We start from the raw sequence: 26,287 nt of genomic DNA, 5'->3' as shown, positions 1-26,287 counted from the left end.
AAGTGATATTCCGCTCTAGTTAAGCCACCTTGTTTTGTTGGGGTAGCTGATCATAGTAAAACTCATTTGGTGTCATTTTGTCTAGACTCGAATGAGGTCGTTTCAAATTATAAAACTCAAAATATGCACTTAATTGCTTTTTCGCATCTGTGACACTGCTATAAGCTTTGAGATACACCTCTTCATATTTAACGCTCCGCCATAATCGTTCAACCATCACATTATCTACCCATCGACCTTTACCATCCATACTGATTTGAATGCCATTTGATTTCAATACATCAATAAATGCATCACTGGTAAACTGGCTGCCTTGGTCTGTATTAAATATTTCAGGTCGACCATATTTTTCAATCGCTTCATTTAAAGCCGAAATACAAAAATCCACCTCCATACTAATCGATACCCTATGCGCAAGTACCTTGCGGCTATGCCAATCAATCACAGCACATAAATAAACAAAGCCTTTTGCCATAGGGATATACGTTATATCCGTAGACCACACTTGATTACTGCGCTGAATAGCCAACCCTTTGAGCAGATATGGATATTTACGGTGAGCTTGATTAGCCTGGCTTAAATTTGGTTTGCAATATAACGCCTGAATACCCATTTTCTTCATTAAAGTACGTGTATGACGTCGTCCTATATGATGTCCTTGACGATTCAACAAATCACGCATCATACGACTGCCTGCAAAAGGATATTGCATATGTAATTCATCAATACATCGCATCAGCTTCAGATCTGATGCACTCACAGGTTTTGGGCGATAGTAATAACAACCACGGGAGACTTTCAGCAGCTTAGCTTGCTTAGATACTGAAATCTGAAGTGAGTCGTCGATTAACTTTTGTGGTTGAAGCGGCCCAGTTTCTTCAACACACCTTCTAAAAAATCAATTTCTAATGCCTGCTCACCGATTTTTGCATGTAGTTTTTTTAGATCGATGGGTGGTTCTGTTGGAGCTTTTGATTGATCGAAAGCTTGCGAGGAAGCTGAGATCAATTGATTTTTCCAGTCAATAATTTGGTTTTGATGAACATCAAACTCAGCACTCAATTCAGCAAGTGTTTTTTCTGCTTTAATCGCAGCAAGTGCTACCTTAGCTTTAAAATCATTTGAATGATTTCTTCTTGGTCTACGTGCCATAAAATACTCCATATATTGATGTTTATAACATCATTTGAGGAGCAGAATATCACTTATAGGAGTTGTTCAAATTTACGGATCCATCTCTTTTTTAATCGTTTAATACTGCATAAATCATAATGTAAAATGTTTGTATCATGTGTATAGGATTTTAAATTTTTGATTCGACCTTGAGTTAAAGGTGGATCTAAAATATAAATCCTATGTTTCCCCATAGATATTATCTTTGAGCTTATATGAAAAATGATATTGCCTTAATTATGGCTCTACCGAGTGAATCTAAAGATTTATTTGAACAAGCTGGTATTACAGTTCACTACAGTGGGATTGGTAAAATCAATGCGGCATTTACAGCATTTGATGTGATTCAAAAAACAGGCTGTAAAACCATTCTTAACCTCGGTAGTGCAGGGAGTTCATATTTCAATGCACATGAATTGGTTGAAGTTAAAACTTTTGTGCAGCGTGATATGGATGTGTCACCACTCGGCTTTGAAGTGGGTGTCACTCCGATGGATGAACATTATCCTGAAGCGATTGATTTAGACTCTTATTTCACACATCTTTCACAAGGGATTTGTGGAACAGGGGATAGTTTTGAAACGGGTCAACCTAAAGTATCGTGTAATTTGGTTGATATGGAAGGCTATGCTTTAGCCAAAGTATGTAAAAAACTCGATGTGCGCTTAATTTCGGTGAAATATATCAGTGATGGTGCAAATGACACTGCACATTTAGATTGGGAAGAAAATTTATTATTAGGTGCAAAAAAATTACTAAAACTGTATCAATCTATTTAATGTGGTAAAGGTTTTGGCGACCATAGACTTCTATGGTCGTTTGCCAAAATAATTCAATACCATGATTGGATTATTCACTACGAGGTAATACACCATATAAAATCATATGAATGGTATGTTCAATAGCACGTTGGCACATACTTTTATTGCGTAAAGTTTTTCCAGTGACCATTTCGATTTGAGTACTGAAATCAGCATAATTTTGAGTTAATCCCCAAATATTAATAATCAATAACTCTGGATCAATTTGATCTGAAATTTTACCTTGCTCTTGCCACATCGAAATGACTTTGGCTTTGCGTTTAAATAATTTCTTCAATGGGCCTTTTAAAATCGCCAAAATATGCGGCGCACCTTGGATAATTTCTAAGGCAAAAAGTTTTGATGCTTTCGGCTGAGTTCTTGAAATTTCGATTTTTGTCATGATGTAATGTGACAAAGCTTCAGTGGGCTCAAGCTCAGATTCTAATGATTGCAAAGGCGCTAACCATTTCTGCATCACTGTGGTGAGTACTTCGACATAGAGCGCTTCTTTATTTTCATAATAATAGAAAATATTCGATTTATGCATATCTGCTAACTGCGCAATTTCATCAAGACTCGCACCATTGAATCCATAGAGAGAAAATACATCAAGTGCAGCATTGAGTAGCTGCTGCCGCTTCTGGGCACTCTTTTTTTGTTCCATCGCATCTTTAAATCAAAAAACTGATCATTAAATTGTACGGTAAAATGTTTGATTTGTGCACAGAAAGCAGCATTATTTTGGAATATTTCTGATAAATAATTATGAAGTTATATTATTAAATCAAATTGTGAACTTTATTATCTAATCATGCACTAAACTAGCGCAATTTTTATTTAAAAATCATGTCATTTATTACATTTGATTTAAACTTTGTGACATTTCTATTACATTATGATTTTAAATCTGAAATTAAAAATAATGTTTTACTGATAATAAATCAAAATATATAGACTTCATTTAAAAAATTAATAGATATTGTGAATATAAATTAACTTGCTAAAAGAAGTCACATTTTATTTGCTCTATTTTAGGTTGCCAATACTGCTTCAAGAACTTGTTGTTCGAGTTCTGCAAATTTAACCCCTTTTTGTCGAGGGCGTGCTAAGTCAACATTGAACTGTTGTGCAATATGTCCTTTATCTAAAAGGATAATGCGGTCAGCCAGTTGTACTGCTTCACTGACATCATGTGTGACTAAAATCGTAGTGAAACCTTGTTCCAACCAAAGCTTTTCAATCAGGTTCTGCATATCCAGACGTGTGAGGGCATCTAAAGCGCCTAGAGGTTCATCCAATAAAAGCACGCGTGGTGTATGTGACAATGCGCGTGCTAGGGCAGTACGTTGACGCTGCCCACCTGAAAGTTGAGATGGCCAGAGTCCCGACTTTTCTTTGAGCCCTACTTTTTCTAGTAGTTGTTCAGCTTTGGCATGTTGATCTTTCGTTAAACCCAATTGCACATTTTTTAAAATGCTTTTCCACGGCAATAAACGTGGATCTTGGAACATGACTCGAATATCGTCAGCAATGATGCCTTCACGGAAGTTCAATAGAGATTTAAATTTAATCTCTCCATAGCTAGGCTGTTCGAGATCCGCAATTAAACGCAGTAGGGTACTTTTTCCGCAACCACTGCGACCTACAATGGCAATGAATTCACCCGCTGCAATATTTAAATCTAAATCTTCTAAAACCTTCACATCACCATAGTATTTGTGAAGTTGTTCAATAGAGATCTCTGCACCAATTTTTGCTTGCTCTTCTTCAACATTTTCAGTTGTTGGGAGAAGATCATTGGCATATTGGCTAATACTTAAATCGGTCATTTTAGGCTCCTATTTTTGATAACCTGCGTGCCAACGCAAAAGATATTTTTCTAAAAATTGTGCAAATACATCGGCAAGTTTACCTAAAAGGGCATAAAGTAAGATGCCGACTAAAACGATGTCTGTTTGTAAAAATTCTCGGGCATTCATGGTCATATAACCGATACCTGATTGTGCAGAAATGGTTTCAGCCACAATGAGCAATACCCATACTAAACCGAGTGAAAAGCGTAATCCGACAAGGATTGATGGCATTGCTCCAGGTAAAATGATGTCTTTATATAATTGCCATTGATTTAAGCCGTAGCTTTTACCCATTTCAATCAATTGGGGATCAACAGAACGAATGCCGTGATAGGTATTGATATAAATTGGAAAAAATACTCCGACCGCAACTAAGAAAAGTTTTGCAGACTCATCAATACCGAACCATAGAATCACCAGTGGAATTAAAGCCAAAGCTGGGATATTTCGAATCATTTGCAGCGTCGTGTCGAGTAGGTTAGATGCGACTTTTGATGAACCATTCAGTAATCCTAAAAGTAGACCGAGTCCACCTCCCACTAAAAGTCCAAGTAAGGCACGTCCAGCACTGACTTTGACATGTTGCCAAAGCTCGCCACTGATGAGCAAAGTCCAAAATGCTGAAACCACGGCTGTGGGTGCTGGTAATACACGACTTTCCAATAAGCCAGTTTTTGATGCAGTTTGCCAAATCACAATCAGTAACAGTGGGACAATCCAAGGCAGCAAGCGCTGCCCAAGTTTTTGAGTTCCACGTGAAACAGCATTACTTTTTATAGCGGGAGCGCTTTTAACTGTGGCATTCATGCAGACTCCTTCAAAGGATCCTTGTGTTCCTCTGGGGTGTAATTGTTTGCCACAATCTCACCAAATGGACCTGTTAAGTTTGGTTGAGTCAGCTTTTTACGAGTTTCTAAAGGCAATAATGGGAAGACCAGTTCGGCAAAACGAATAGACTCTTCTAAGTGTGGATAGCCTGAGAATATGAAAGTACCAATTCCCAAATCAGCATATTCTTGGATACGATCTGCAACAGTTTGTGGATCACCGACTAATGCTGTACCTGCACCACCACGGACTAAACCGACACCTGCCCAAAGGTTTGGGGAAACTTCGAGTTTGCTGCGATCGCCGTTATGCAGTTCAGCCATGCGACGTTGACCAACTGAATCCATTTGTTTGAATTTTTTCTGTGCTGCTGCAATGGTTGCATCATCGACATATTGGATGAGCTCTTCGGCAGCTTGCCATGCTTGTTCATTGGTTTCTCGAACAATCACATGTAAACGAATACCATAATTTAACTGGCGTCCTTTGGCTTCCGCACGTGCTTTGACAACTGCAATTTTTTCTTTTACCGCAGCAGGTGGCTCACCCCAAGTGAGATAGGTATCGACTTGATCCGCAGCCAGTTCAATCGCATCTTCTGAAGAGCCACCGAACCAAAGTGGTGGATACGGTTCTTGTACAGGTGGATAAAGTAGTTTGGCATTGTCCACGCTTAAACGCTCACCGTGAAATGTAAATGATTCCCCTGTATGTGAGCGTTTTAAAATTTCACGCCAAATGGTGGTGTATTCAGCCGCAGTTTTATAACGCGTTGCATGGTCTTCATATAAGCCATCACCTTTAAGCTCTTCTTCATCACCGCCTGTTACAAGATTAAGCAGTACACGACCATTTGAAAGACGGTCAAATGTTGCTGCCATACGCGCTGCCAAAGCAGGCGTGGTCACACCTGGGCGTAAAGCGACGAGGAATTTTAGATTTTTAGTTGCATCAATCAAACTTGCTGCCGTAATCCATGGGTCTTCACAAGAACGACCAGTGGGGATGAGTACACCTTCATAGCCCAAATTGTCGACAGCAACAGCGATCTGTTTCATATAAGCATGATCTACTTGGCGTGCGCCTTTGCTCGTGCCTAAATAGCGACTGTCACCATGAGTGGGAATAAACCAGAAGATTTTCATTTCATTCATCCTGTATAAAATTTTAAAACATCAAATATGTTCAAGGTTATTTCGCAGTCCAAACGGCTTGTTTAATGTCGATGCGGTTTGGAATAATTTTCAATTCAGTAAAACGGTTTGCCAGTTGTTGCTGATCGGAAATGACTTTTGCGGACAGTGGCGCGGCACCAGATGGCTTTGGACGCCGTTCAATAAAGACTTGGCTGACTTGAGGTTTTAAACCTGTACTTTGCCCAATGGCTTGTGCTGTTGCAGTGCGATTGGCTTGAACCCATTTATCGGCAACATTGATTTGTTGGATAATACTTTTGACGGCTTTTGGGTTTTTCTTCACGAAATCAGGTGAAGCCAAATAGAAGGTATAGTTCGGGCTTAAACCTTGTCCAGACGCTAAAACACGGGCGTGATCTTCAACTTGTGCGGAAGCAAAGAACGGATCCCAAATTGCCCATGCATCTACAGCACCTTTTTGAAATGCTGCACGAGCATCAGCAGGGGTGAGCCAAATGGGTTGAATATCTGTCCATTGCAAGCCTGCTTTGCGCACTGCTTGTACCAGTAAATAATGCGCACTAGAGCCCTTTTGTAAGGCAATACGTTTGCCTTTCAATTCACTGAGTTTGGTAATTTTGGAGTCTTTAGAAACTAAAATTGCCGATGCTAAAGGTTTTGCTGCTTCATAAGCAATGTAATACAGCGGTTTATTGGCAGCTTGTGCATAGACAGGTGGTGTATCACCCGTGACACCAACATCGATTGAACCGACTGCTAAAGCTTCTAAAATTTGTGGACCTGCAGGAAATTCATTCCAAGAAATAGTGGCGTTTGGAAATTCTTTCTCATAGAGCTTTTGTTGTTTGGCAATGGCGAAGTTAATTGAACTTTTTTGAAAGCCGATTCTGAGTTCTTTGACATTCGGATCAACCGCCCAAACAGAAGTTGCGCCCAACATTGCACTACAGATCAACATGGTGGTCATCGTATGATGAGGGAGTTTGAACCATGATGTTGCTTTTATTTTCGTGTGATGTTGGGTCATTTTGATGTCCTCTGTAATGAGTGTTCTAGGCTTATGGATTGGCTAGAATCGCTGCTTGAATGTTGATTTTGTTGGGAATGAGTTTTTGTTGATAAAAGGCATCTGCCACATATTGTTGTTGCTTGGCAACCTCACTGGAAATAGGGGTTACACCAAAGCCCATACGTGAAATAGACGTGTTCAGCACATCTAAAGGCAAGCCTGTTGGTTTTTCTAAAAGTTTTGCAGCATCAGTCTGATGTTGAGATACCCATTGCGTGGTGGTGTTCAATTCATTTACCACTGCCTTTAGAACATCAGGATGCTGTTCTGCAAACTTGCGATCTGCCAAATAGAATTGGTGGTTATTCACTAAATTTTGTCCAGTCGCTAAAACTTTTGCACCGAGTTGTTTTTCAGCTGAAGCAAAGAACGGATCCCAAATCACCCATGCATCCACGGCGCCTTTTTCAAAAGCGGCACGTGCATCGGCAGGCGGTAAGTACACCACTTGAATGTCATCAAGCTTGAGATGATTGGCTTCCAAAACTTTCAATAATAAGTAGTGAACGTTTGACCCTTTATTCAATACGACACGTTTGCCTTTTAAATCTTGAATTGATTTGATTGTTGAATCTTTCGGTACAATTAATGCTTCAGCCAAAGGTGCTGCGGGTTGGTTGGCGATATAGACCAGATTTGAATTGGCTGCCTGTGCAAAAATTGGCGGTGCTTCACCTGCTTCACCAAACGACACACTGCCGACATTCAAGCCTTCTAGGAGTTGAGGACCCGCAGGGAATTCAACCCATTTCACCGTCACGCCCTTTTCTTTCAGTACTTTATCTAAGTCACCACGTGCCTTAACGATTGGTAAGACGCCGTATTTTTGAAAGCCAATGTTTAAGGTCGTGGTCTCTTGTTGTTTTGAACATCCAGAAAGCATCATGATCGTTGCAAGGCTTGCACTAAGAATTGTGATTTTTTTCCAAGACGGTTGAAATAAATGCGCCATGACGAACGATGCCCTAAAAGAGTTAAAAATGAATGAGCATCAGCTTAAAAGGCTTTTTATTTTCAAAAAAATAAGATTTATATGATTGCTAATGAAAAAAAAAGATAAAACATAAAGTGCTAAATTTATCTAAAAAATCTCTGTACACGACAAAAATAGATAACTCATTGAAATAATGTCATAATAATTGTTTTCTAACGACGAATACTATGACACATCTCAATGAGCTATATCTTATCTTAAACAAATATCTAAAATGGAACAAGTCACATTTAAAGTGCTTTGCGCTCATCATGCTTGTGATTATTTTAAAGCAAACATGTAATCTTTCTTCTGCATCTAAAGCCTTGCCCATCAAGTGCTTACCACAATCATTTTATCGACGTATGCAGCGCTTCTTTGCAGGTCAGTATTTTGATTATCGTCAAATTTCTCAGTTGATTTTCAATATGTTTTCATTCGACAAAGTGCAACTGACTTTAGATAGAACCAATTGGAAATGGGGAAAACGAAATATTAATATCCTGATGCTTGCGATCGTTTATCGTGGAATAGCGATACCTATCCTTTGGACATTACTTAATAAACGTGGAAATTCAGATACGAAAGAGCGCATTGCTTTGATTCAACGCTTTATAGCCATTTTTGGTAAAGACCGTATTGTGAATGTGTTCGCAGACAGAGAGTTTATCGGTGAGCAGTGGTTTACATGGTTAATTGAACAAGACATCAACTTCTGCATTCGTGTTAAAAAAACTTCATTGTCACCAATCATTTAGGAAAGAATCATAAAATTAGTGATTTATTTCGCCATCTTCAAGTTGGTCAAATTGAATGTCGTAAACGACGGATTTTGGTTGGTCGGGTGAAACTATATATAAGTGCACTACAGTTAGAAAATGGAGAGCTTTTACTCGTCGTTTCTCCTCAGTTTAATGCCAATGCTATTCAGGATTATGCATTACGCTGGGAAATTGAAACCTTATTCAGTTGTCTCAAAGGACGCGGGTTTAATCTTGAAAATACGCGCTTGACAGACGCTAGACGAGTGAAAAAATTGATTGCGGTGTTAGCTATAAGCTTCTGTTGGTGTTACTTAACGGGTGAATGGCAACATGATCAAAAAAAAGCGATAAAAATAAAGAAGCATGGACGACTCTCAATGAGTTTATTTCGCTATGGTTTAGACTATGTTCAAATGGCGATTCAGCGTTTAATTGGTTTTGGGAAAAAAGAAGAGTTTAAGGAGATTTTGGCAATTTTAAGAAGGCAGAAGCCTGATAGGATAAGGGTTCTGTGAAATTTGTCGTGTACAGAGCTAAAAAATAGAAATAAGTAATTTATATTCTATAAAATTATAATTTTATAATTATATGAAAAACATGACTTTATTTTATATATCTGTCATGGAGATATAGATTGCAACACGGAGAATATAGAAAGTTCTCCATGTTATAACCTATGGCGATAAGTTTAGTGATAATTGTGATAATTCAAGCTTAATCAAGCAAAACCAAAGTCGATTAAATGAGTTTTTTAAAGACCATTGAGTTCCGTTGGTAATTATATAAAGCCTGACGTGCTTCAGGAAGAGCATCGACATTGGCAGTTTCGAAGCCATGTTCTAAGAACCAATGTGCAGTACGTGTGGTCAAAACAAACAATTGTTGAATGCCTATTTGACGTGCTTTTTCTTCAAGGAAATGCAAAATTTGGCTACCGCGATTGGACTTACGATAACTTGGATGTACTGCAACGCAAGCAATTTCTGCAGATTGAATTTCTGTACCTGTCACAGGAATTGGGTACAAAGCCGCGCAGGCGAGAATGGTGCCATCTCGTTCAATTACTGCAAATTGACCAATTTCATTTTCCAGAAGCTCGCGTGAACGGTAGACCAAAATCCCTTCTTCTTCGAGTGGTCGTAAGAGATTGATCAAGCCGCCGACATCACCGATATTTGCCATACGTACTTCTTCATAATGTGCATCAGTAATCATCGTCCCATGACCATCACGCGTGAATAATTCTTCAATCAATGCACCGTCATAGGCATAGGACAAGAGATGTACGCGATGTACGCCTTTGAGCGAAGCTTCTTTGGCATTGTGCAAATGCAGCGCGATTTCAAAATTTGAATCTTGGTATTTTTCAATATGTGTATCAAGTTGATGTGGGGTAATTTCACGGAGTAATTGCCCAAATTCATCCATCAAACCTTGCTGATTGCCTAAGAAAATCAGTTTATCAGCTTTGATATGAATCGCTGTTTTAGTGGCAACTTCTTCTGCCAACAAATTAAATACCTCACCTGTAGTCGAATAACCTGTTGGACCCAATAGAACAATATTTTGATTGTCTAAATGACGTTGAATGGCTTCAGTATCAATGGTGCGTACTTCACCCGTCAGTTGAAAATCAACACCATCACGGATACCAAAAGGTTTCGCCGTGACAAAATTTCCTGAAACGACATCGATACGTGCGCCGAACATTGGAGAATTGGCGAGACCCATTGATAATAAGGCTTCGATTTGCAGACGAATCGAACCCACAGCATTCATCACACAAGGCAGTGATTCACGTGTCGTGACTCGACGATTGATATGAATTGGGCTTTGAATCCTTTTTTCTTTTAAATTTTCAGTGATTTGCGGGCGAGCACCATGCACCAAAATTAAACGAATCCCCAGAGAATGTAGCAGCGCAATATCATGAATAATATGTTGAAAATTTTCATGTTCTACCGCTTCACCACCAAACATCAAAACAAAGGTTTTACCACGATGGGCATTGATATAAGGCGCAGAATGACGAAACCAATGCACATATTGTTGCGCTGTGCTTTGAGTTGTTTCTGGATAGTCATTTTGCATGCCGATCTCGGTATAGATGATTGCGATTACTGAGATTCTAAACAAAAAAAGACGAGGGGAATAGTTTAAATAAAAAAAGCACTCGAACGTGGGAGGACGAGTGCAAAGAGGGTATTTCGAATTAACGGTTGAGTGACAGGCTTAAATTATAGACCGAGCACCTTGATGATTGCATAAGTGGCTGTATTGACAAGAATATAGTGACCATCTGCTTTGTACCATTGTTGGTTTTTACTTGGTTTGCTCAAGTTTTTGTGGTGTTTGTAGTCCACTTTATAGCCTGCACCACGGTATTGAGTTGGGTATTTATGCCCAGCTTTCCACTGATTTTGCGCAGCTTTATTGGGTGTTTTGTGATTACTTACAACATGTTTTACAGCATTGCCATGATTGTTGGGATGTTGTTGTACGTGTTGCTGTTGTGCAGGCTGGTGACCTTGAGCATGTTCTGGCGCTGCAAAAGCACTTGAAGCTGCCATGATTGCACTGACTGAGATTGCAATTGCTGAAAGTAATTTTTTCATGTTGAGCGCCTATGGAATAAGGTATCTATATCTGATGTTTTTAATTTAATTGGAAAATGTAGAGAAACAATGAAGCTGCTATGAAAATATGTGATTTATTTTGTTTAATAATTCATTTTAATTTCATTAAATTATCATAAAATGAAAAAAGCCCAATATATGTAATGCCAGTCAGTTAAGAGATTCTTGAATCCTCCCCTTGCGGAACATGTTCCTCACCTTTTTCAAAGGAGGGAGCTTTTCATTGCTGAAATCATTTTAGTTACAAGAAGTTCCCCTCTTTTTCAAAGAGGGGTTAGGGGAGATTTTAGGAGTTTATGCAATAATTTTGCTTAACTGATCAGCATTACCAATATATGGGCTTTTTATAATTAGATTGATTAACCAATCACACGGATCACACGGTTATTACGCTCATTCACCAATACATAGTCACCATTCACTTTATACCATTGCTGATATTTGCCTGGTTTTGGCAGTTGGCGATAGTTTTTATAGTTCACATGATAGCGTGATGAGCTGAATTGGCTTGGTAAATACTGCCCTGAACGCCAGTCACGGCTTGGGTTTACGCGATAGTTATGATCATAGCGTTTATTGTCATAACGATCATAGCGGTCATTTTTGTTCCAACGATGGTCATTTTTATGATCCCAATGGCTTTGCTGATAACGATGATTGTTGTCATAACGTGAGTCAGCCATTGCTGAAGTTGCAACCAGTGCGCTCATCGCTAATGTAATTGCGGTTAATACTTTTTTCATCTGATTCACCTAAATTGTATTTTATCCTTCGATGAAATCAATTTACGCAACAATTGGAGATAAATGGTGAGGAGGATTTAGTTGAATTGTGAAATGTATGAAGACTTGATGGAGGACTGTAAATTTTGAATCTCTGAGATGTTTTGAGTAAAACCTTAAAATGATGTCTACTTTTGATACATAGACTAACCAAGTTAATGATTTTTTATAATTTACTCTATTGAATGAGTTCTGGAACAGGATGAAGTGGTGCTTTGTTTGAAGATTCATGCTCATAAGCTTCTATGAATTTCATGATTACATTTAAAAAACGGAAATTCTGAAATTTGAGCAAAAAAAAAGCTCAAACTAAATAGGTGTTTGAGCTTATGAAACTTGAGTATAGCGATTTTAATTCAAAATAGCGATGTGGTCTTATATTACATACCACGAATGCTGAGAATACTGTTACTGTCTGAATCAACTAAGATGTAATCGTTATTGATTTTGTACCATTGTTGGTTACGCGATGGTTTAGGCAGGTTTCCATCTTTATAATCCACTTTGTAACTATTGCCACGGTAGTGTTGTGGCATCACATAACCTGTTTGCCATTTATGTTGCTGTAAACGTTTTACACCACGTTGTTCACGCTCTCGACGTTGTTCTTGAATGCCATCGCCATCATCATTGTCACGGAACTGACGACCACGATTACCGCGTTCGCCTCTATCTCCGCGATCATAACCTCGATCGTTGTCAAAATGAGGTCCTGCACTGGTGATCTGCATGGTCATCAGTGTTGATAAAGAGATCGCGATGATCGCTAAAATCTTTTTCATAGGAGCCCTCGCTTGCTAAGTGTTGTTTTTTACACCACTAATGTACCGTTAAAATGCAGAGAAACTGTGAAGAAAGTTCAGTTTTTCATTTAAAAATACAGACATAATGAGAACATATTTTTGATCAGGATGAAAGACTGTATCCAAAGTCTTATGCAAACAGATATAACAAACATCTATGTTCGACTCATTCACAGGTCACTCAAAGTGTAAGACATTAAAATACTCAGTCTATTCTTTGATGCGGAATGTAAAGCTATGGTACAAAAAATCGTTTGAACGGTCTGTCAATGCCATTGTTCAGTGAAATGCTTTAAGCAGTTGACTGCTGTTACGACCGTTTCAGCTTGTTGGGCATCATCTAAAGCATGAATGAGTTGATGCGAAAGTTGTAATTGTTCAATCGAACGAATCATTTCTACTTTCAGTTTTTGATCTGCCATGAGTGATGCCTTTTAGTAATGTCTAGCTGGTAGAACATACTATAAAGTTGATTCGATGATTTGAAAAACTGAATAAAATCATTATTTTTATTGGCTAATGCGATTCTATTTCCTGACTCTCTTGTATCTGATCTTAAAGTTGTACTTCAATACTCGATCAAGAGAGGGGAAATGGGGAATGATTAGTCTTGGGCATCAATGCTGGCACCATTCAGTGCCAAACTGTCCTCACCCATCAAGTACAGATATGCAGGCATGATCTGTTCAGGTGTTGGTAATGTTTTTGGATCTTCCGCAGGGTAGGCTTTGGCGCGCATCGCTGTACGAGTACCACCTGGGTTGATACAGTTATAACGAATATTTGGATAGGTATTTTCTTTGGCAAAAATTGTGCTGACTGCTTCAATCGCAATTTTTGAAACAGAATAAGCACCCCATTCAGCACGCGCTTCACGCCCTACACCAGAACTGGCAAAGACCACAGAAGCATGTTCAGATTTTTGTAGTAGGGGAAGAAGTTCTTGAGTGAGGACGAAAGGTGCTCGTAAATTCACAGCCATGACATCATCCCAAACTTCTTCTGGATAATGTGCTAATTCAACACGTTCACCTAAGATGCCTGCATTGTGCAAAATCCCATCGAGACGTCCAAACTGTTGTTCGAGTGTATTGACCAAAAGTTCATAGTCATGCGACGTTGCTGTAGACAGTTGTAAAGGTAGAATTGCAGGCTGTGGTGCGCCTAAAGCTTCGATTTCATCATAAATTACTTCAAGTTTATTGAGTGTACGACCATGTAAAACCACGGTTGCGCCGTGTAAGGCATAACTTAAAGCTGCCGCACGTCCAATACCGTCTCCCGCACCTGTGATCAGGATAATTTTATCCTTCAATAAATCTGGACGAGGTTGATATTCTGAATATTTCATGGGAGACCTCCTATCGTTGTTATGATGTTGTATAAGCTTCTATATAAAAACAGTGAAACACCTTATGCAAGATGTTTCATCATTTGTATCATACGATTCACACAGAATGAATGATTTTTTTGTGCTTTAAATATTGACCAACTTTCTAACAAGCTGATGTAATTCTGCAACATTGTGGACAATACAATCTGCTTGCCAAGCCTTGAGATCATCTTTGTATTGCAAAGGTAAATAGCCATACGCTGCCAAAATGGTATACATCTGCGCATTGCGACCCGCATCAATATCACGTGGATGATCACCCACATAGATACATTGTTCAGCTGCAATATCAATTTGCTTGGCAGCCAAATACATTGGCTCAGGATCAGGCTTGGTATGTTTCACATCTTCAGGGCAGACCAAAACTGCACAACGTTCAGTGAGATTAAGTGCTTTGAGTAAAGACTCACTCAGCCAACGTGGTTTATTGGTCACAATGCCCCAAGGAATATGGTGACTTTCTAAATCCTCTAAAAGTGGATACATGCCGTCAAATAGATCTGTATCGACTGCAATATCATCACCATAAAGATCTAAAAAGCGTTGGCGATGGGCTAAGAAAATTGGATCATCGACTTCAAGCTCAGGATAAACCAGCTTCACCATCGCACGTGCACCCTCAGATACTTGAGTGCGGATCAAATCTGCATCCACAATCGCACGACCTTCTTCACGGCACATGTCTTGAATAATGCGAATAAAATCAGCTGCGGTATCGATTAAAGTTCCATCGAGGTCAAACAGTACGGCTTTCATTGTGCAGACTCATTGATGGTATAGACCATATAGTTCACATCAACATTGGGCGCTAACCAATAATGTTTAGTGAGCGGGTTGTAATGTAAACCTGTCATATCTTTGAGTTTTAAACCTGAATTGCGAATGTCATGGGCAAGTTCAGACGGTTTAATAAATTTATGATAATCGTGTGTGCCTTTTTTCAATAAACGCAACACATATTCCGCACCAATAATCGCGAATAAATATGCTTTTGGATTACGGTTAATGGTTGAGAAAAACACATGACCATTCGGCTTCACCAGTTTTTGGCAAGCTTGGATAATCGAAGCAGGATCTGGTACGTGTTCGAGCATTTCCATACAAGTGACGATATCGTATTGACCTGCTTGTTCTTCTGCGAGTTGCTCTACAGGGATTTGTTTATATTCAATATTTTGAACATTTTCTTGCTCTGCATGTAAACGTGCAACATTGAGTGGTGCTGCACCCATGTCAATCCCAAGAACATTTGCACCACGACGTGCCATACTCTCTGCTAGGATTCCGCCACCACAGCCGACATCGAGAATTTTCTTACCCGTTAAGCCACCTGAATGTTCATCAATCCAGTTTAAACGCAGTGGGTTAATTTGATGTAATGGTCGGAACTCAGAGTGTTGATCCCACCATAAAGCGGCAAGCGCTTCAAATTTAGCAATTTCTTGTGGATCAACATTAAGTTGCGACATAACAGCCACCTCTAAATTAAATTGTTTTAATCAAAAATTAAGTTCATCTATGCTAGTGTAACCATAATTATGAAAAAAGCGATGAATCGTGTAAAAATCTTCACAGAAGGAAAACGATTTTCCCATATTTGTTTTATAGTTAGTGCATAAGCTATACAAAATGACTTCGAGGACAAAACAGTCAATGAAAAAATTTATTATTGGTGGCATGACCGCAATGGTCATGGCATTTTCTGCAAATACGATGGCTGCTGATTTTGTTGCGGGTAAAGACTATACCGTGGTGCAAAATCCTGGAAAAGTTGCAGTTCCTGGCAAAATTGAAGTACGTGAATTCTTTTGGTACGGCTGCCCACACTGTTTTGTACTTGAACCTCATATGCAAGCATGGTTGAAGAAAATTCCAAAGGATGTGAATTTCTTGCGTACACCTGCTGCGATGAATCCGCTTTGGGAACAAGGTGCGCGTGCTTATTATGTGTCTGAAGCGCTAGGTGTGCGTAAACGTGCGCATTTACCATTATTCCATGCTAATGGTAATGGTCAGCAAATTCTACAAAAAGACCAATTTGCAAAATTCTATACACGTTATGGTGTACCAGAAGCGAAATTTAACAGTATGTATAGTTCTTTTGCGATCACTGCAAAAGTTGCTGAATCAAACCAATTGGCTGCGCAATATCAACTCTCAGGTGTTCCTGCGGTGGTTGTAAATGGTAAATATGTGGTTCAGGGTGAAGATGGTAAAGTGACACAAGTGGTTGATTACCTGATCAATAAAGAGCGTAAAGGCGGAAAATAAGCCTTTAAGTTGTAGAAAACCCGCTAAATGCGGGTTTTTTTATGCTTTGATGATTTTGCATTTTCGAATGGATCAAGGCGTTTGATTTATACACCCAGAGCATCTCAGAATGATTTGAGTCAATGCTAAAAACGTTGACTCAACGTGCTCCAGCCTTGAATCCAGAATGACTGAACCAAACTAAACACAGGGCGATTACAATAAAGGGCAACGTGCTAAAACTGAGCAAAGATGCTCCAAACGTATTGAGAATAATGCCACCCGTAAAACCGCCACAAGCGATGGCAAAATTAAAGACAGTGACTAGAATAGATTGTGCAACATCGGCATCTTGACCTGCTGCATCAGCAAGCGCTGTTTGTAGTAAGGTTGGCGCTCCCCCGAATGTGATGCCCCAAATCGCAAGACTCAGAAAAATTAAAAAAGATGTTTGCACGCACAGTAGCAGAATCAGCATTGCCACGGCAAAAAAGAGCAAACTGATCAGGGTAAGTTTCCTGAGCCAACGATCAGTGAGTACACCTGTGATCCAAATCCCAACAATGGAAGCTACGCCGAAGATCATAAATGCTGTTCCGATCCATGTCGTCATCTCTGCATTCATCAGTACGGGTGCTAAATAGGTGTAGACAATATTATGCGCAAGAATCCACAAGAAAAGCGTCGCAAGAATGTAGGCGATACCAGGTAAATGTAGAACCTCGAAAAGAGATTTTTGTTGTTCAGCAGTTTGCCCTTTAAAATCAGGCACGAAGAGGCGTATCCAACACATTAACAACAAGGCAAAGCCTGCCAAAATCAGGAAAATGTCTTGCCATGCCAACAGTTTGCCTAACCAGTTGCCCAAAGGGATGCCCAATGACAGCGCAAGTGGTTGTCCTACACATGCAATCGCAAGCGCCCGACCTTGTAAATGTATGGGTACCAAACGGCGAGCATAGCCTGCAAATAGTCCCCAGATTAAGGCTGTAGATACCCCAGCAAGGAAGCGAAACAGTAGAATCCAGTAATAATTAGTCGAAAAAGCAGTACATAGATTAAAGATTAGCAGTCCAGCAATGCCACTAATAAATACTGGACGACGATTTAGATTACGCGTCCATGTGATCAATGGAATAGCACTGACGACCGCTCCAAATGCAAAAATACTGATCATCTGTCCTGTTTGTGCTTCACTGATATGCAGTCCCTGACTGATTTGCGGTAACAAACCAGCAGGGATGGTTTCAGTCACAATGGCGAGAAAGCTTGCCATAGCAAAAGCAATCAGCTGTAGATAAGGCAGTGATTCTTTCTGAACGGTATGGGTCATATCAGGATGTCCTGTTACAGAAAATTATATTGGAATGATTGTTCCAAAAATAAGTAAAAAAATTTAAATCTAAAATTCCAGCATTATGTTTAAGCAGGCATGTTTAGAGTAATTTGAGTGCGGTTTGGATCACGTTCTGTAAATGTTCTTGACGTTGAGGCAAAGCAGTACCCTTGGCTAGAATTCGCATCCCTTGCATGGTATTGACAAAAAATAGTGCCAAAGCATCAGGATCTTGTTGGGTTGATATTTCACCTGTACTTTGTGCCCGAGAAATTAATTGTGCAAAGGCTTGGCGGAGTGACTGAAAATTTTGTTGCAATACACTCGCAATTTGAGGATCTTGTGCGGATATTTCTAGACTTGCTTTGGCAGCAAAACATCCCCGTGAAGGGTTTGGATTTAACTCATCATGCAGGATATTCATCAAAACCTGTTCAATCAGATCACGTGCCTGACCTTGCACTGACAAAATAGCAATATTGGCTGCTGTCACTGAGGAATAGCATTTTAAAGCATCAAGGTATAAATGATGTTTACTTTCAAAGGTGTTGTATAAACTACTTCGGGATAATCCAGTGCCTTCTACGAGATCTTGGATAGAGGTTGCTTCATAACCACGCTCCCAAAATACCTGCATGGCAGCTTGTACGATTTCATCAGGTTGAAATTCTTTTTTACGCATTTTAGTCGATGTCTTTTTGAAAGATTATTTGAGGAAGGTTATTCTGGAATGAATGTTCCAAAAAATAATAATCCAAGTTTATAGAGAGGTCAAATTGTACTGGAACGTATTGTAAAAAGAGTTGTTATATTTAATTTGTAGAAAGATCAGGCGAACTTTCCCAATGATTTATACCTTTAAAAATAAGTTGGATTTGCGTTACAGCTTGCTTTTTTAACACCATTTTTTGCAATTCAAGCTCGATGCCTGAATATTGACGTGACAAGCTTATCCAAGACATTGCCCAAGTAAAACAGAGATTAATCAAAATATTGGTAATGGCTTTTAGGTCATTTTGATTTTGAAAATTTTTAATGACTTCAAACTTTTTAAGATCATTGGCGAGGTCATCATTTAAAAAGTCTATTTCAAGCGCAATCGCTCGACGAACCACCTCTGAACCGCCCCAACGTTCTGCAATCATAAAAATCCATTGTTGAGGGCTAGTATCTACAGCTTCAAAGAACAACTCCATACTGGTTTTGGTCTTGGCTTCAGGATGCGCCAAACCTTTACCGAGTTGATGTAAGACATTTTTTAGATACAGCGCAACTTGGTCAACCAGCTCTTTACCTAGCTCATCCATATCTTGGAAATGGCGATAAAAGGCAGTCGGTACTAAACCGACTTCACGTGCGATTTCACGCAAGCTAATACTCGAAAATGAACGACCTGATGTGCTTAAGCTTAAAGCAGCATCAAGTAAAGCCTGACGACTTTGTTGTTTACGTTCATCGCGTATCGACATATTGCTGTCCGAAAAAATTGTTGCGATGAGTCTATCAAAAATAGCGCAACAAAATCACATTAAATTAAGCGACGAATGTCAGTGTACAGGTGTTGACTGAGTTTATAAAAATAATTATAGTGCACGAGTGTTCACTAAAAGAACATTTGTTCACTCAATAAATAGCAAGCACAAAGAGGAACGTCACATGAGTCAAATTGCTGCCATGAGTAATATGCAATATCAGCCACAATGGGTACGTGAGGATTTTGTCGATTTTATCGCTGAAAAAATCAATCCTGTTTGGGCTTGGAAAAGAGTTAAAGCGGTTGTGATTAAAACACGCGCTTTAAGCGATGATTTTTATCAAATTCAATTACGTCCAAATCGCAACTTTAAACATCAACAGTTTAAAGCAGGGCAAAGTGTTCTGGTTACTGTAGAAATTGCAGGGGTACGCCAACAGCGTAGTTATTCTGTGGTGAAGTTTTTGGACAATGGTGACATCATCATTGCCGTGAAACAGCAGGGTAAAGTATCCAATGCCTTAACCCAGTTAAGCTTTGGTCATGTTGTCGAATTGTCTCAAGCTCAAGGCGAGTTTGTGTTAGAGCAAAGTACAGCACCATTGTTATTGATCGCTTCAGGCAGTGGAATTACCGCAATTTATTCCTTATTGCTGGAAACATTGACCCATTCAAATCGTCCAGTAAATTTGATTTATTTCAGTCGTGATCATGCTTTTCACGCAGATTTGGAACAATTGCATCAACAAAATGCTCAGTTCCATTATCACTACATCAATACAGTGGAACAGAAACAGCATTTGACTTTGGAATTGATACAAAACTTAGTGCCTGATTTTGCACAAGCTCAAAGCTATGCTTGTGGTTCGTCTACGATGATGAAAAGTGCTCAGCAAATTTTCCAAGACTTGGACATTGCAGATCGCTTGAAACAGGAATATTTCCAAATCACAGTGGATGAAAATTTAGCAACACAACCCGTAGTGTTCTTACGTTCACAGCAAGAATTTGAAGCTAAATCCAGCTTGCTTGAAAGTGCTGAACAGGCGGGTTTAAAGCCAACACATGGTTGCCGTATGGGCATGTGCAATACCTGTACCTGCACCAAAGTCAGTGGCTCGACCAAGAATATGCTAACCGGTGAAATTGACCATGACAGCAATACCCAAATTAAGTTGTGTATCAGTCAAGCAGTCAGTCCAGTCACCATTAATTTATAAACTAAAGTCTTTTTAACTACATTCAAACAACTTCTTGATCGATTGAGTCAAGAGAGGGAAGTTGTACCCAAAATTCAGCAAAGGCTTCTGAATATGAAGTGCTGAGGAGTAAAACAATGAATATGTCAGTGAATTTTCCAAACAGTAAATCAAAACATTTAAACGCTGAACAAACTGCAGAATTTGGTCGCCGTGTCGATGAAATCCGTCGTGAAGTGATGGAAAGTATAGGCGAACAAGATGCTAAGTATATTTATAAAATCCGTAATTTTGTCCGTTATAGCGAAATCGCCTCCCGTGGTATGTTGATGTTTGGTGGTTGGATTCCACCTGTTTGGGTGATCGGTACAGGGTTATTGGGTATCTCTAAAATCGTGGAAAATATGGAGCTTGGTCATAATGTGATGCACGGACAGTTCGACTGGCTGAATGATCCAAGTTTGAATGGCGCGAATTATGACTGGGACACGATGTCGACTGGCGATGATTGGAAATATACCCATAACTATGTGCATCATACTTATACCAATATTGTCGGTATGGATCATGATGTGGGCTATGGTTTATTGCGTGTCAGTGAATCGCAAAAGTGGGAACCCCGCTTCTTGTTCAATATTCCTTTGGCGATTCAGTTGATGGTGTTTTTTGAATGGTATGTCGGGGTGCAAAATCTACATTTGGAAGATGCGTTGGTATATAAAACCAAAACGTGGAAACAAGTCTGGGCGGATGCAAGCAAATTCCGCAAGAAAGCACGTCGTCAGATTTTAAAGGATTATGTATTTTTTCCTGTGATCGCTGGGCCGAATGCTTTGCCAGTTTTGGCAGGCAATGCTGTTGCCAATGTGATTCGTAGCTTATGGGCTTCTGCGGTGATTTTTAATGGTCATTTCACTGAAGATGCTGAAACTTTTGAAGTGGATAATATTGAAAATGAAACCCGTGCTGAGTGGTATCTACGTCAAATTCGTGGTTCGAGTAATTTTACAGGCACAGAGTGGCTACATATTTTAAGTGGTAATTTAAGCCATCAAATTGAGCATCACTTGTTCCCTGATATGCCTGCCAATCGTTATGCGGAAGTTGCACCAAAGATCAAAGCTTTATGTGCAGAATATGGCATCAACTATAATGAAGCGAATTTCTTTCAGCAGTTTGGTAGTGTGTGGGTGCGTTTAGCGAAGTGTTCTTTGCCGAATAATATGACTGCCAAAATTATGCAGTCAGTGCAAAAAGTGAAGGGGATTTTTGCTTAGCCATTCTTGGTGAAATTTGACTTCTGACGAGAGAAAGCCCAATTTGAATATTGGGCTTTTTGATTAACAGTGGAAATTTTTTAGTTAGAGTTATAGCCAAATTTCCGTGTAAGTAATGTTTCTTTCCACCAACTTTCTCTACTTAATATTACTTTATCGTCTGTTGTTGATTTGAAAATGTCGAGTATTGAATATCTAAAATTATTTTCAATATGCTCCTGAGAGAGTTGTTTTAGTTGGACATTGCCACCATGCCTACTTTTAACATAATTTTGCCATCTGTTAAGCAACATATTTTCAGCATATGCTGAACCAACATACATCTTCCCATTGGAAATATCTGTGATTAAATATACGGCTTTTTGATTTTGTAATGCTGTTTTCCATGATTCTTTATCAATAACTCTTGAGAGTTCATTCCATGAAATATTGACATTTTCATAGCCTGGAAAAATATCATTATCAAAGACATCTGGGAGTATTTGATAGACTTCACACTGGTTAATCAAAGAGTTAGCATTTCGGACAACTGATTGTGATGTGTTTTTATATTTTACAATTACACGCCCTACGAATTTGTTATATTCAGTTAGAGTTTCAAACTCATATCCCATTGCTTCTAGTAGATTTAAATCTTTTGTGACTTTTCCAATATGAAACAACAACCATAGATCTTCTTTAGGTTTAATTCTAAGTAGCCCAATTGTTGTCTGATTTTGTTTGTAGGACTTTTTTCCTTTGTAATTCCAATAGTGCCCGTTAAGAAGACCTGCAATATCCCCATTTTTAAAGGCTTCTATAACATTCCAATTTGCTGGACCATAGTCAAAGTTAAGTCTGATTTTAACATTTTCTAGTTCTTTAATTTGTAATATGTCATTTAGCATGACTTTATTCTCAGTGTTCAAAATTTCACTTAGTTTTTCTAAAGCAAATAAAACCAGACCTGAACGCAAAGTATTAGAAAGCATTCCTTCCTTAAACCGATCAGTGCGTATAGCTGAGGTTAGAAATGCTAAAATTGTATTTTGATTAAAGTTAGTAATTACTTTTTCATCTATTTCATTATATATAGATAAAATTTCTTGATAGTTTGAAATCATTTTATCGTGCATTGCTTCAATAAAGCGAATTTCAATATCTTCAGTAGAAGTATTCTGATTCATGTTCAGATTTTTTAAATCAGTTCTAAGTTCTAATAAAGATGCAAAATTATTCATCATTAATTTTCTTAAGTAGCTGTGTTCTTAGGTAATTTATAATAAAAACAATAGTTTATCAGGGTGAAAAGTAATCAAACATAATTAAAGCGACATATTTTGTCGCTAACCTGAATAGCTTTCATTAATATTTGGGTGAGAAAATTTTGATTTTCAGAGATCCCATTTTTAAAACAATCTGCGACTTAACGTTTGTAAGCCAAAACGTACAAAGATTTGCGGGTTTAGCCGATATACGAACTATTTAGAATTTCATATTATGAACACATAGAGAGCAGGAAGCTCCAGACAAAAATAAGAAAAGGAAGAACAAGGAATGTGAGGTACGACAGGAGTTATACCGCAAGCATCAAATATGTAAAAAAGCCCAACAGGATGTTGGGCTTTTTTATTTCAACTGAATTAAGTTATCGCATCAATTTAAATTTAAAAAATTTTATTGAGAATAAAAAACCGAGTTATTTCTAACTCGGTTTTTAGAAGCATCAAATTCTAAAATTAGATGTCTGAAAGATCTACACCAATACGTGCAGCAACTTCTTCATAAGCTTCAACAACACCGCCTAAACCTTGACGGAAACGGTCTTTGTCGAGTTTCTTCTTAGTATCTTTATCCCATAAACGGCAACCGTCTGGAGAGAACTCATCACCCAATACGATACGGTCATGGAACACACCAAACTCAAGTTTAAAGTCAACAAGAAGCATGTTGCCTTGAGCAAACAAGTCTTTAAGTACGACATTTACTTTTTGAGTAAGTTCTTTCATTTGAGCCAATTGTTCAGCATTTGCCCAACCCAATGCAATCGCTTGAGATTCGTTCACCATAGGATCGCCTAAAGCGTCATCTTTGAAGAACAATTCAAAAGTAGGTGGAGTAAGCTCTAAACCTTCTTCAACACCTAATCGACGGCACAATGAACCTGCTGCATAGTTACGCATTACGCACTCTACAGGGATCATTTGTAATTTTTTCACTAAAACTTCAGTTGGAGAAAGAAGTTTTTCAAAGTGAGTTTCGATACCAGCCGCAGCCAATTTTTCCATGATAAAGGCATTAAAACGGTTGTTCACCTTACCTTTACGATCTAGTTGCTCTATTTTTTCGCCATTGAATGCAGAAGCATCGTCACGGAAAACTAGAATTAGATGATCAGCGCTATCTGTTTCATAAACGGATTTCGCTTTACCAGTATAGAGCAAGGTTTGTTTTAACATGGGGGAACCTTTTGCAAAAAAAAATTGCCTAGAACGACTAGGCTGGCCAGTTTTGGTAAATCTGGGTTAATAACTGTGCAGATTTTTCTTTATCTGCAAAGCTATTATCGGCGTTAAACACGGCGATCGTGTTACTTGAACCAACGGAGCTAAGTTTCAACACATAGGTGCTATTGTCGATTTTCACAGTCGCCTCATTGGCGTTTTTGCTTTTACCGATTAGCTTGTGATTGAGACTACTGAGGGTTGCAAGTGTGTACTGCCAAATTGTAGCAGAATTTCCATCGATTTTGATCAATGGATTGCCATTTCCATCGGTTAAAAGTTGCGGACGACCGACGCTTTCAGAGGATGTTGCTGTCTCACTGGCAGTTGCACGTGATTTTTCAACTTCAGGACGCGGAACTTCATACCGATTTCCACGTTTATTTTCGAACACTGGTGCATGTTTCAATGCAAGTGGATCAACAATCGGAGCAGGATACATTGGCGTTGCAGGTCTAACTGTTGACCCTTCAGGGTATTTAAGCGGCTCTACAGAGGTTGTATTTTTATAGTCTAAAGAACCATTGTTGATTCCAAGTGAACTACAACCCGCCAAACTTAAAGCTGAAAGGGCACAAGCTAAACCTAAACGTAATTGCATAATTATAAGCTCTTAATTAAATGAGACCCGCTGCTTTGAGTTCTTCACGCAGTGGAGCACGGTATTGTTCTGCGAGTGGAGTTAATGGTAAACGAACGCCTGTACCAATTAATTCCATTTCATGAAGTGCCCATTTCACTGGAATTGGGTTCGATTCACAAAATAAAATATTGTTTAATTTTGCAACTTGGTCATTTTTCTCTTTTGCAGTAGCAACATCACCCTGTAATGCAGCAGCGCATAATTCGCTCATGATTTTAGGTGCGACATTGGCAGTCACTGAAATATTACCCAGTGCGCCAAGTTGAATGAGTTCAGCAGCAGTGGCATCGTCACCTGAATAGACGACCATGTTTTTGCCTTTTAAACCTTCAAGCAATTCTTGACCACGAGGAATATCGCCCGTTGCGTCTTTGATACCGACAATCTGAGGAATATCCGCTAAACGAATCGCAGTGTCGTTGTGCATATCTACACCTGTACGACCTGGGACATTGTAAAGAATGATCGGAAGATCAACTGCTTCAGCGATCGCCTTATAGTGTTGGAATAAACCTTCTTGCGTAGGCTTGTTATAATAAGGGGTCACGAGAAGAGCGGCATCTGCGCCGAGTTGTTTTGCTTCTTTGGTGAGTTCAATCGCTTCGTGTGTTGAGTTCGCACCAGTACCGGCAATAATTGGAATACGTTTATTGGCAACACGAATAATTTCTTTAATTACTTCAGCGTGTTCTGCCATGCTAAGAGTAGATGCTTCACCGGTTGTACCGACAGCAACAATACTGTTAGTGCCTTGTTCTATGTGCCACTCAACGAGCTTCTCAAGACTCTTCCAATCTACGCTGCCATCTTCAAACATGGGGGTGACGATTGCGACAATTGAGCCTTGAATGGTCTGTGCTTGCTGAGTCATTTTGAAAAAACATCCTATTTGACCATCCACCATGCGTTTGAGTAAACAAGGATTGGGGATAGTTGCAGTATTTTGATTTGAGCAAAAAACAATCGTATTGAGGATTGCATAATGCTTATGCAAATTATGACTGATTCAGCGTGACAGAACAATATACTTTCGCCAAAGCTAGGAAATTCTTTAACAAAAGCAACAAATCATCCACAGAATCAGCGTCATATTTTTCTGTTATTGGCTTTTTTTGAGTGTTCTATGCCGATGTTTTATTGGACAGTAAGGATTTAGTGTTTTTTAGAATGATAAAAGACGCAAATGTTCTTAAAAAATAGGATCTACAAATTTCTTTTCATAAATAAATTTTCATTTTTTAATCGTTTTTTTATATATAGAAGTCAGAAATCAGTTCTTATTGTGTGAGAATAGTCATCGCTATTTTCAATATTCCTGACCAAAAACGTAGAAACTTATACCGAATAATTGGTTCTAACACTTATTTATTCATTCAACAAAGTGAGAATTT

Annotated in this window: 27 protein-coding genes and 1 pseudogene; 5 read left to right on the top strand and 23 right to left on the bottom strand. The window is 38.9% G+C overall.

Translation table 11 applies throughout. The annotated features are described in order from the left end of the window. Positions 1–19: 19 nt before the first annotated feature. A protein-coding gene (locus BEN71_RS18700; protein WP_223155595.1) for an IS3-like element ISAba14 family transposase occupies positions 20–1,152 on the bottom strand; the annotation gives its coding sequence in 2 pieces (ribosomal slippage) (positions 20–900 and positions 900–1,152; 1,134 coding nt in all). Between the two features lie 236 nt (positions 1,153–1,388). On the opposite strand from BEN71_RS18700, the gene BEN71_RS18695 reads away from it, so the two are divergent. After that, a complete protein-coding gene (locus BEN71_RS18695) occupies positions 1,389–1,952 on the top strand; it encodes a 5'-methylthioadenosine/S-adenosylhomocysteine nucleosidase family protein (protein ID WP_068975685.1) in 564 nt (187 codons plus the stop codon). Between the two features lie 70 nt (positions 1,953–2,022). On the opposite strand, the gene BEN71_RS18690 is transcribed toward BEN71_RS18695, so the two are convergent. From BEN71_RS18690 to BEN71_RS18665, 6 genes are all read right to left on the bottom strand, one after another. Beyond that, positions 2,023–2,640, bottom strand: a complete 618-nt coding sequence (locus tag BEN71_RS18690; protein ID WP_068975686.1) for a TetR/AcrR family transcriptional regulator — start codon at positions 2,638–2,640, stop codon at positions 2,023–2,025. Between the two features lie 367 nt (positions 2,641–3,007). Next, positions 3,008–3,805 (bottom strand): ATP-binding cassette domain-containing protein, encoded by a 798-nt coding sequence (locus tag BEN71_RS18685; RefSeq protein WP_068975687.1) that lies wholly within the window; start codon positions 3,803–3,805, stop codon positions 3,008–3,010. 9 nt (positions 3,806–3,814) lie between these two features. Next, positions 3,815–4,636 (bottom strand): aliphatic sulfonate ABC transporter permease SsuC, encoded by an 822-nt coding sequence (gene ssuC, locus BEN71_RS18680; RefSeq protein WP_068975688.1) that lies wholly within the window; start codon positions 4,634–4,636, stop codon positions 3,815–3,817. Continuing rightward, positions 4,633–5,802, bottom strand: a complete 1,170-nt coding sequence (gene ssuD, locus BEN71_RS18675) for an FMNH2-dependent alkanesulfonate monooxygenase (RefSeq protein WP_068975689.1) — start codon at positions 5,800–5,802, stop codon at positions 4,633–4,635. Before ssuD ends, ssuC begins: the two co-directional genes overlap by 4 nt. A gap of 46 nt (positions 5,803–5,848) precedes the next feature. Further along, positions 5,849–6,781, bottom strand: a complete 933-nt coding sequence (locus tag BEN71_RS18670; RefSeq protein ID WP_227542691.1) for a sulfonate ABC transporter substrate-binding protein — start codon at positions 6,779–6,781, stop codon at positions 5,849–5,851. A gap of 91 nt (positions 6,782–6,872) precedes the next feature. Next, entirely contained in the window at positions 6,873–7,835 is a 963-nt protein-coding gene (locus BEN71_RS18665) for a sulfonate ABC transporter substrate-binding protein (protein ID WP_068975691.1), read from the bottom strand. A 209-nt stretch (positions 7,836–8,044) separates the two neighbouring features. Here BEN71_RS18665 and BEN71_RS18660 point away from each other — a divergent pair. Further along, positions 8,045–9,135, top strand: a protein-coding gene (locus BEN71_RS18660; protein ID WP_100249713.1) for an IS4-like element ISAba1 family transposase whose coding sequence is annotated in 2 segments (ribosomal slippage) — positions 8,045–8,585 and positions 8,585–9,135 — 1,092 coding nt in all. Because the reading frame shifts where the segments join, the coding sequence is not laid out codon by codon here. 223 nt (positions 9,136–9,358) lie between these two features. Here BEN71_RS18660 and argA read toward each other — a convergent pair. From argA to ubiG, 8 genes are all read right to left on the bottom strand, one after another. After that, entirely contained in the window at positions 9,359–10,711 is a 1,353-nt protein-coding gene (gene argA, locus BEN71_RS18655; RefSeq protein WP_068975531.1) for an amino-acid N-acetyltransferase, read from the bottom strand. 146 nt (positions 10,712–10,857) lie between these two features. Then, a complete protein-coding gene (locus tag BEN71_RS18650) occupies positions 10,858–11,235 on the bottom strand; it encodes an RcnB family protein (RefSeq protein ID WP_068975532.1) in 378 nt (125 codons plus the stop codon). A gap of 380 nt (positions 11,236–11,615) precedes the next feature. Next, positions 11,616–11,999: an RcnB family protein gene (locus BEN71_RS18645; protein ID WP_068975533.1), complete on the bottom strand. Its 384-nt coding sequence runs from the start codon at positions 11,997–11,999 to the stop codon at positions 11,616–11,618. A gap of 419 nt (positions 12,000–12,418) precedes the next feature. Then, on the bottom strand, positions 12,419–12,820 hold the full coding sequence (locus BEN71_RS18640; protein ID WP_068975534.1) for an RcnB family protein: 402 nt from the start codon (positions 12,818–12,820) through the stop codon (positions 12,419–12,421). A gap of 287 nt (positions 12,821–13,107) precedes the next feature. After that, positions 13,108–13,263: a hypothetical protein gene (locus BEN71_RS19250; protein ID WP_165382038.1), complete on the bottom strand. Its 156-nt coding sequence runs from the start codon at positions 13,261–13,263 to the stop codon at positions 13,108–13,110. 182 nt (positions 13,264–13,445) lie between these two features. Next, positions 13,446–14,192 (bottom strand): YciK family oxidoreductase, encoded by a 747-nt coding sequence (locus BEN71_RS18635; RefSeq protein WP_068975535.1) that lies wholly within the window; start codon positions 14,190–14,192, stop codon positions 13,446–13,448. A gap of 126 nt (positions 14,193–14,318) precedes the next feature. Beyond that, positions 14,319–14,990 carry an HAD family hydrolase gene (locus BEN71_RS18630; RefSeq protein ID WP_068975536.1) on the bottom strand — a complete coding sequence of 224 codons (672 nt, stop codon included), beginning with the start codon at positions 14,988–14,990 and terminating at the stop codon, positions 14,319–14,321. Next, positions 14,987–15,703 (bottom strand): bifunctional 2-polyprenyl-6-hydroxyphenol methylase/3-demethylubiquinol 3-O-methyltransferase UbiG, encoded by a 717-nt coding sequence (gene ubiG / locus BEN71_RS18625; RefSeq protein WP_068975537.1) that lies wholly within the window; start codon positions 15,701–15,703, stop codon positions 14,987–14,989. The genes BEN71_RS18630 and ubiG overlap by 4 nt, the downstream gene beginning before the upstream one ends. 184 nt (positions 15,704–15,887) lie before the next feature. Here ubiG and BEN71_RS18620 point away from each other — a divergent pair, with 184 nt between their 5' ends. Beyond that, complete coding sequence (locus tag BEN71_RS18620) at positions 15,888–16,505, top strand: thiol:disulfide interchange protein DsbA/DsbL (RefSeq protein ID WP_068975538.1); 618 nt, start codon at positions 15,888–15,890, stop codon at positions 16,503–16,505. Positions 16,506–16,644: 139 nt separating this feature from the next. On the opposite strand, the gene BEN71_RS18615 is transcribed toward BEN71_RS18620, so the two are convergent. From BEN71_RS18615 to BEN71_RS18605, 3 genes are all read right to left on the bottom strand, one after another. After that, positions 16,645–17,817: an MFS transporter gene (locus BEN71_RS18615; protein ID WP_068975539.1), complete on the bottom strand. Its 1,173-nt coding sequence runs from the start codon at positions 17,815–17,817 to the stop codon at positions 16,645–16,647. Between the two features lie 103 nt (positions 17,818–17,920). Further along, positions 17,921–18,502 (bottom strand): TetR/AcrR family transcriptional regulator, encoded by a 582-nt coding sequence (locus BEN71_RS18610; RefSeq protein WP_068975540.1) that lies wholly within the window; start codon positions 18,500–18,502, stop codon positions 17,921–17,923. A 130-nt stretch (positions 18,503–18,632) separates the two neighbouring features. After that, entirely contained in the window at positions 18,633–19,289 is a 657-nt protein-coding gene (locus BEN71_RS18605; RefSeq protein ID WP_068975541.1) for a TetR family transcriptional regulator, read from the bottom strand. A gap of 205 nt (positions 19,290–19,494) precedes the next feature. On the opposite strand from BEN71_RS18605, the gene BEN71_RS18600 reads away from it, so the two are divergent. Then, positions 19,495–20,514 carry a ferredoxin reductase gene (locus BEN71_RS18600; protein ID WP_068975668.1) on the top strand — a complete coding sequence of 340 codons (1,020 nt, stop codon included), beginning with the start codon at positions 19,495–19,497 and terminating at the stop codon, positions 20,512–20,514. Positions 20,515–20,630: 116 nt separating this feature from the next. Beyond that, the gene (locus BEN71_RS18595) at positions 20,631–21,770 is read left to right on the top strand and encodes a fatty acid desaturase family protein (RefSeq protein WP_068975542.1); all 1,140 of its coding nucleotides are present in this window, start codon (positions 20,631–20,633) and stop codon (positions 21,768–21,770) included. Positions 21,771–21,850: 80 nt separating this feature from the next. Here the strand turns inward: BEN71_RS18595 and BEN71_RS18590 are convergent, their stop codons facing one another. The 5 genes and pseudogenes from BEN71_RS18590 to dapA all read right to left on the bottom strand — a co-directional run bounded on the left by BEN71_RS18590 (position 21,851) and on the right by dapA (position 25,767). Continuing rightward, positions 21,851–22,657 carry a GIY-YIG nuclease family protein gene (locus BEN71_RS18590; protein ID WP_068975669.1) on the bottom strand — a complete coding sequence of 269 codons (807 nt, stop codon included), beginning with the start codon at positions 22,655–22,657 and terminating at the stop codon, positions 21,851–21,853. Between the two features lie 75 nt (positions 22,658–22,732). After that, a pseudogene (locus tag BEN71_RS19470) lies at positions 22,733–22,873 on the bottom strand (GIY-YIG nuclease family protein); the annotation flags it as partial. A gap of 615 nt (positions 22,874–23,488) precedes the next feature. Next, positions 23,489–24,208, bottom strand: coding sequence for a phosphoribosylaminoimidazolesuccinocarboxamide synthase (gene purC, locus BEN71_RS18585; RefSeq protein ID WP_068975543.1), 720 nt, complete (start codon positions 24,206–24,208; stop codon positions 23,489–23,491). A gap of 37 nt (positions 24,209–24,245) precedes the next feature. Continuing rightward, entirely contained in the window at positions 24,246–24,854 is a 609-nt protein-coding gene (locus BEN71_RS18580; protein ID WP_068975544.1) for a lipoprotein-34 precursor (NlpB), read from the bottom strand. A gap of 16 nt (positions 24,855–24,870) precedes the next feature. After that, positions 24,871–25,767 carry a 4-hydroxy-tetrahydrodipicolinate synthase gene (dapA, locus tag BEN71_RS18575; protein WP_068975670.1) on the bottom strand — a complete coding sequence of 299 codons (897 nt, stop codon included), beginning with the start codon at positions 25,765–25,767 and terminating at the stop codon, positions 24,871–24,873. Positions 25,768–26,287: the final 520 nt, after the last annotated feature.

The sequence above is a fragment of the Acinetobacter wuhouensis genome (assembly GCF_001696605.3).
In the GTDB taxonomy this organism is placed as follows: Bacteria; Pseudomonadota; Gammaproteobacteria; order Pseudomonadales; family Moraxellaceae; genus Acinetobacter; species Acinetobacter wuhouensis.
This window is presented reverse-complemented; position numbering and strand designations above follow the sequence as displayed.

Excerpts from the sequence above, each read along its gene's own strand:
- BEN71_RS18685 (WP_068975687.1), bottom strand. The coding sequence starts at position 3,805 with ATGACCGATTTAAGTATTAGCCAATATGCCAATGATCTTCTCCCAACA.
- BEN71_RS18690 (WP_068975686.1), bottom strand. The coding sequence starts at position 2,640 with ATGGAACAAAAAAAGAGTGCCCAGAAGCGGCAGCAGCTACTCAATGCT.
- ssuC (WP_068975688.1), bottom strand. The coding sequence starts at position 4,636 with ATGAATGCCACAGTTAAAAGCGCTCCCGCTATAAAAAGTAATGCTGTT.
- BEN71_RS18600 (WP_068975668.1), top strand. The coding sequence starts at position 19,495 with ATGAGTAATATGCAATATCAGCCACAATGGGTACGTGAGGATTTTGTC.
- BEN71_RS18640 (WP_068975534.1), bottom strand. The coding sequence starts at position 12,820 with ATGAAAAAGATTTTAGCGATCATCGCGATCTCTTTATCAACACTGATG.
- BEN71_RS18695 (WP_068975685.1), top strand. The coding sequence starts at position 1,389 with ATGAAAAATGATATTGCCTTAATTATGGCTCTACCGAGTGAATCTAAA.
- argA (WP_068975531.1), bottom strand. The coding sequence starts at position 10,711 with ATGCAAAATGACTATCCAGAAACAACTCAAAGCACAGCGCAACAATAT.
- BEN71_RS18650 (WP_068975532.1), bottom strand. The coding sequence starts at position 11,235 with ATGAAAAAATTACTTTCAGCAATTGCAATCTCAGTCAGTGCAATCATG.
- BEN71_RS18645 (WP_068975533.1), bottom strand. The coding sequence starts at position 11,999 with ATGAAAAAAGTATTAACCGCAATTACATTAGCGATGAGCGCACTGGTT.
- BEN71_RS18620 (WP_068975538.1), top strand. The coding sequence starts at position 15,888 with ATGAAAAAATTTATTATTGGTGGCATGACCGCAATGGTCATGGCATTT.
- BEN71_RS19250 (WP_165382038.1), bottom strand. The coding sequence starts at position 13,263 with ATGGCAGATCAAAAACTGAAAGTAGAAATGATTCGTTCGATTGAACAA.
- BEN71_RS18590 (WP_068975669.1), bottom strand. The coding sequence starts at position 22,657 with ATGCTAAATGACATATTACAAATTAAAGAACTAGAAAATGTTAAAATC.
- BEN71_RS18610 (WP_068975540.1), bottom strand. The coding sequence starts at position 18,502 with ATGCGTAAAAAAGAATTTCAACCTGATGAAATCGTACAAGCTGCCATG.
- BEN71_RS18665 (WP_068975691.1), bottom strand. The coding sequence starts at position 7,835 with ATGGCGCATTTATTTCAACCGTCTTGGAAAAAAATCACAATTCTTAGT.
- BEN71_RS18580 (WP_068975544.1), bottom strand. The coding sequence starts at position 24,854 with ATGCAATTACGTTTAGGTTTAGCTTGTGCCCTTTCAGCTTTAAGTTTG.
- BEN71_RS18615 (WP_068975539.1), bottom strand. The coding sequence starts at position 17,817 with ATGACCCATACCGTTCAGAAAGAATCACTGCCTTATCTACAGCTGATT.
- BEN71_RS18595 (WP_068975542.1), top strand. The coding sequence starts at position 20,631 with ATGAATATGTCAGTGAATTTTCCAAACAGTAAATCAAAACATTTAAAC.
- ssuD (WP_068975689.1), bottom strand. The coding sequence starts at position 5,802 with ATGAAAATCTTCTGGTTTATTCCCACTCATGGTGACAGTCGCTATTTA.
- BEN71_RS18605 (WP_068975541.1), bottom strand. The coding sequence starts at position 19,289 with ATGTCGATACGCGATGAACGTAAACAACAAAGTCGTCAGGCTTTACTT.
- purC (WP_068975543.1), bottom strand. The coding sequence starts at position 24,208 with ATGTTAAAACAAACCTTGCTCTATACTGGTAAAGCGAAATCCGTTTAT.
- BEN71_RS18635 (WP_068975535.1), bottom strand. The coding sequence starts at position 14,192 with ATGAAATATTCAGAATATCAACCTCGTCCAGATTTATTGAAGGATAAA.
- BEN71_RS18630 (WP_068975536.1), bottom strand. The coding sequence starts at position 14,990 with ATGAAAGCCGTACTGTTTGACCTCGATGGAACTTTAATCGATACCGCA.
- ubiG (WP_068975537.1), bottom strand. The coding sequence starts at position 15,703 with ATGTCGCAACTTAATGTTGATCCACAAGAAATTGCTAAATTTGAAGCG.
- dapA (WP_068975670.1), bottom strand. The coding sequence starts at position 25,767 with ATGACTCAGCAAGCACAGACCATTCAAGGCTCAATTGTCGCAATCGTC.
- BEN71_RS18670 (WP_227542691.1), bottom strand. The coding sequence starts at position 6,781 with ATGACCACCATGTTGATCTGTAGTGCAATGTTGGGCGCAACTTCTGTT.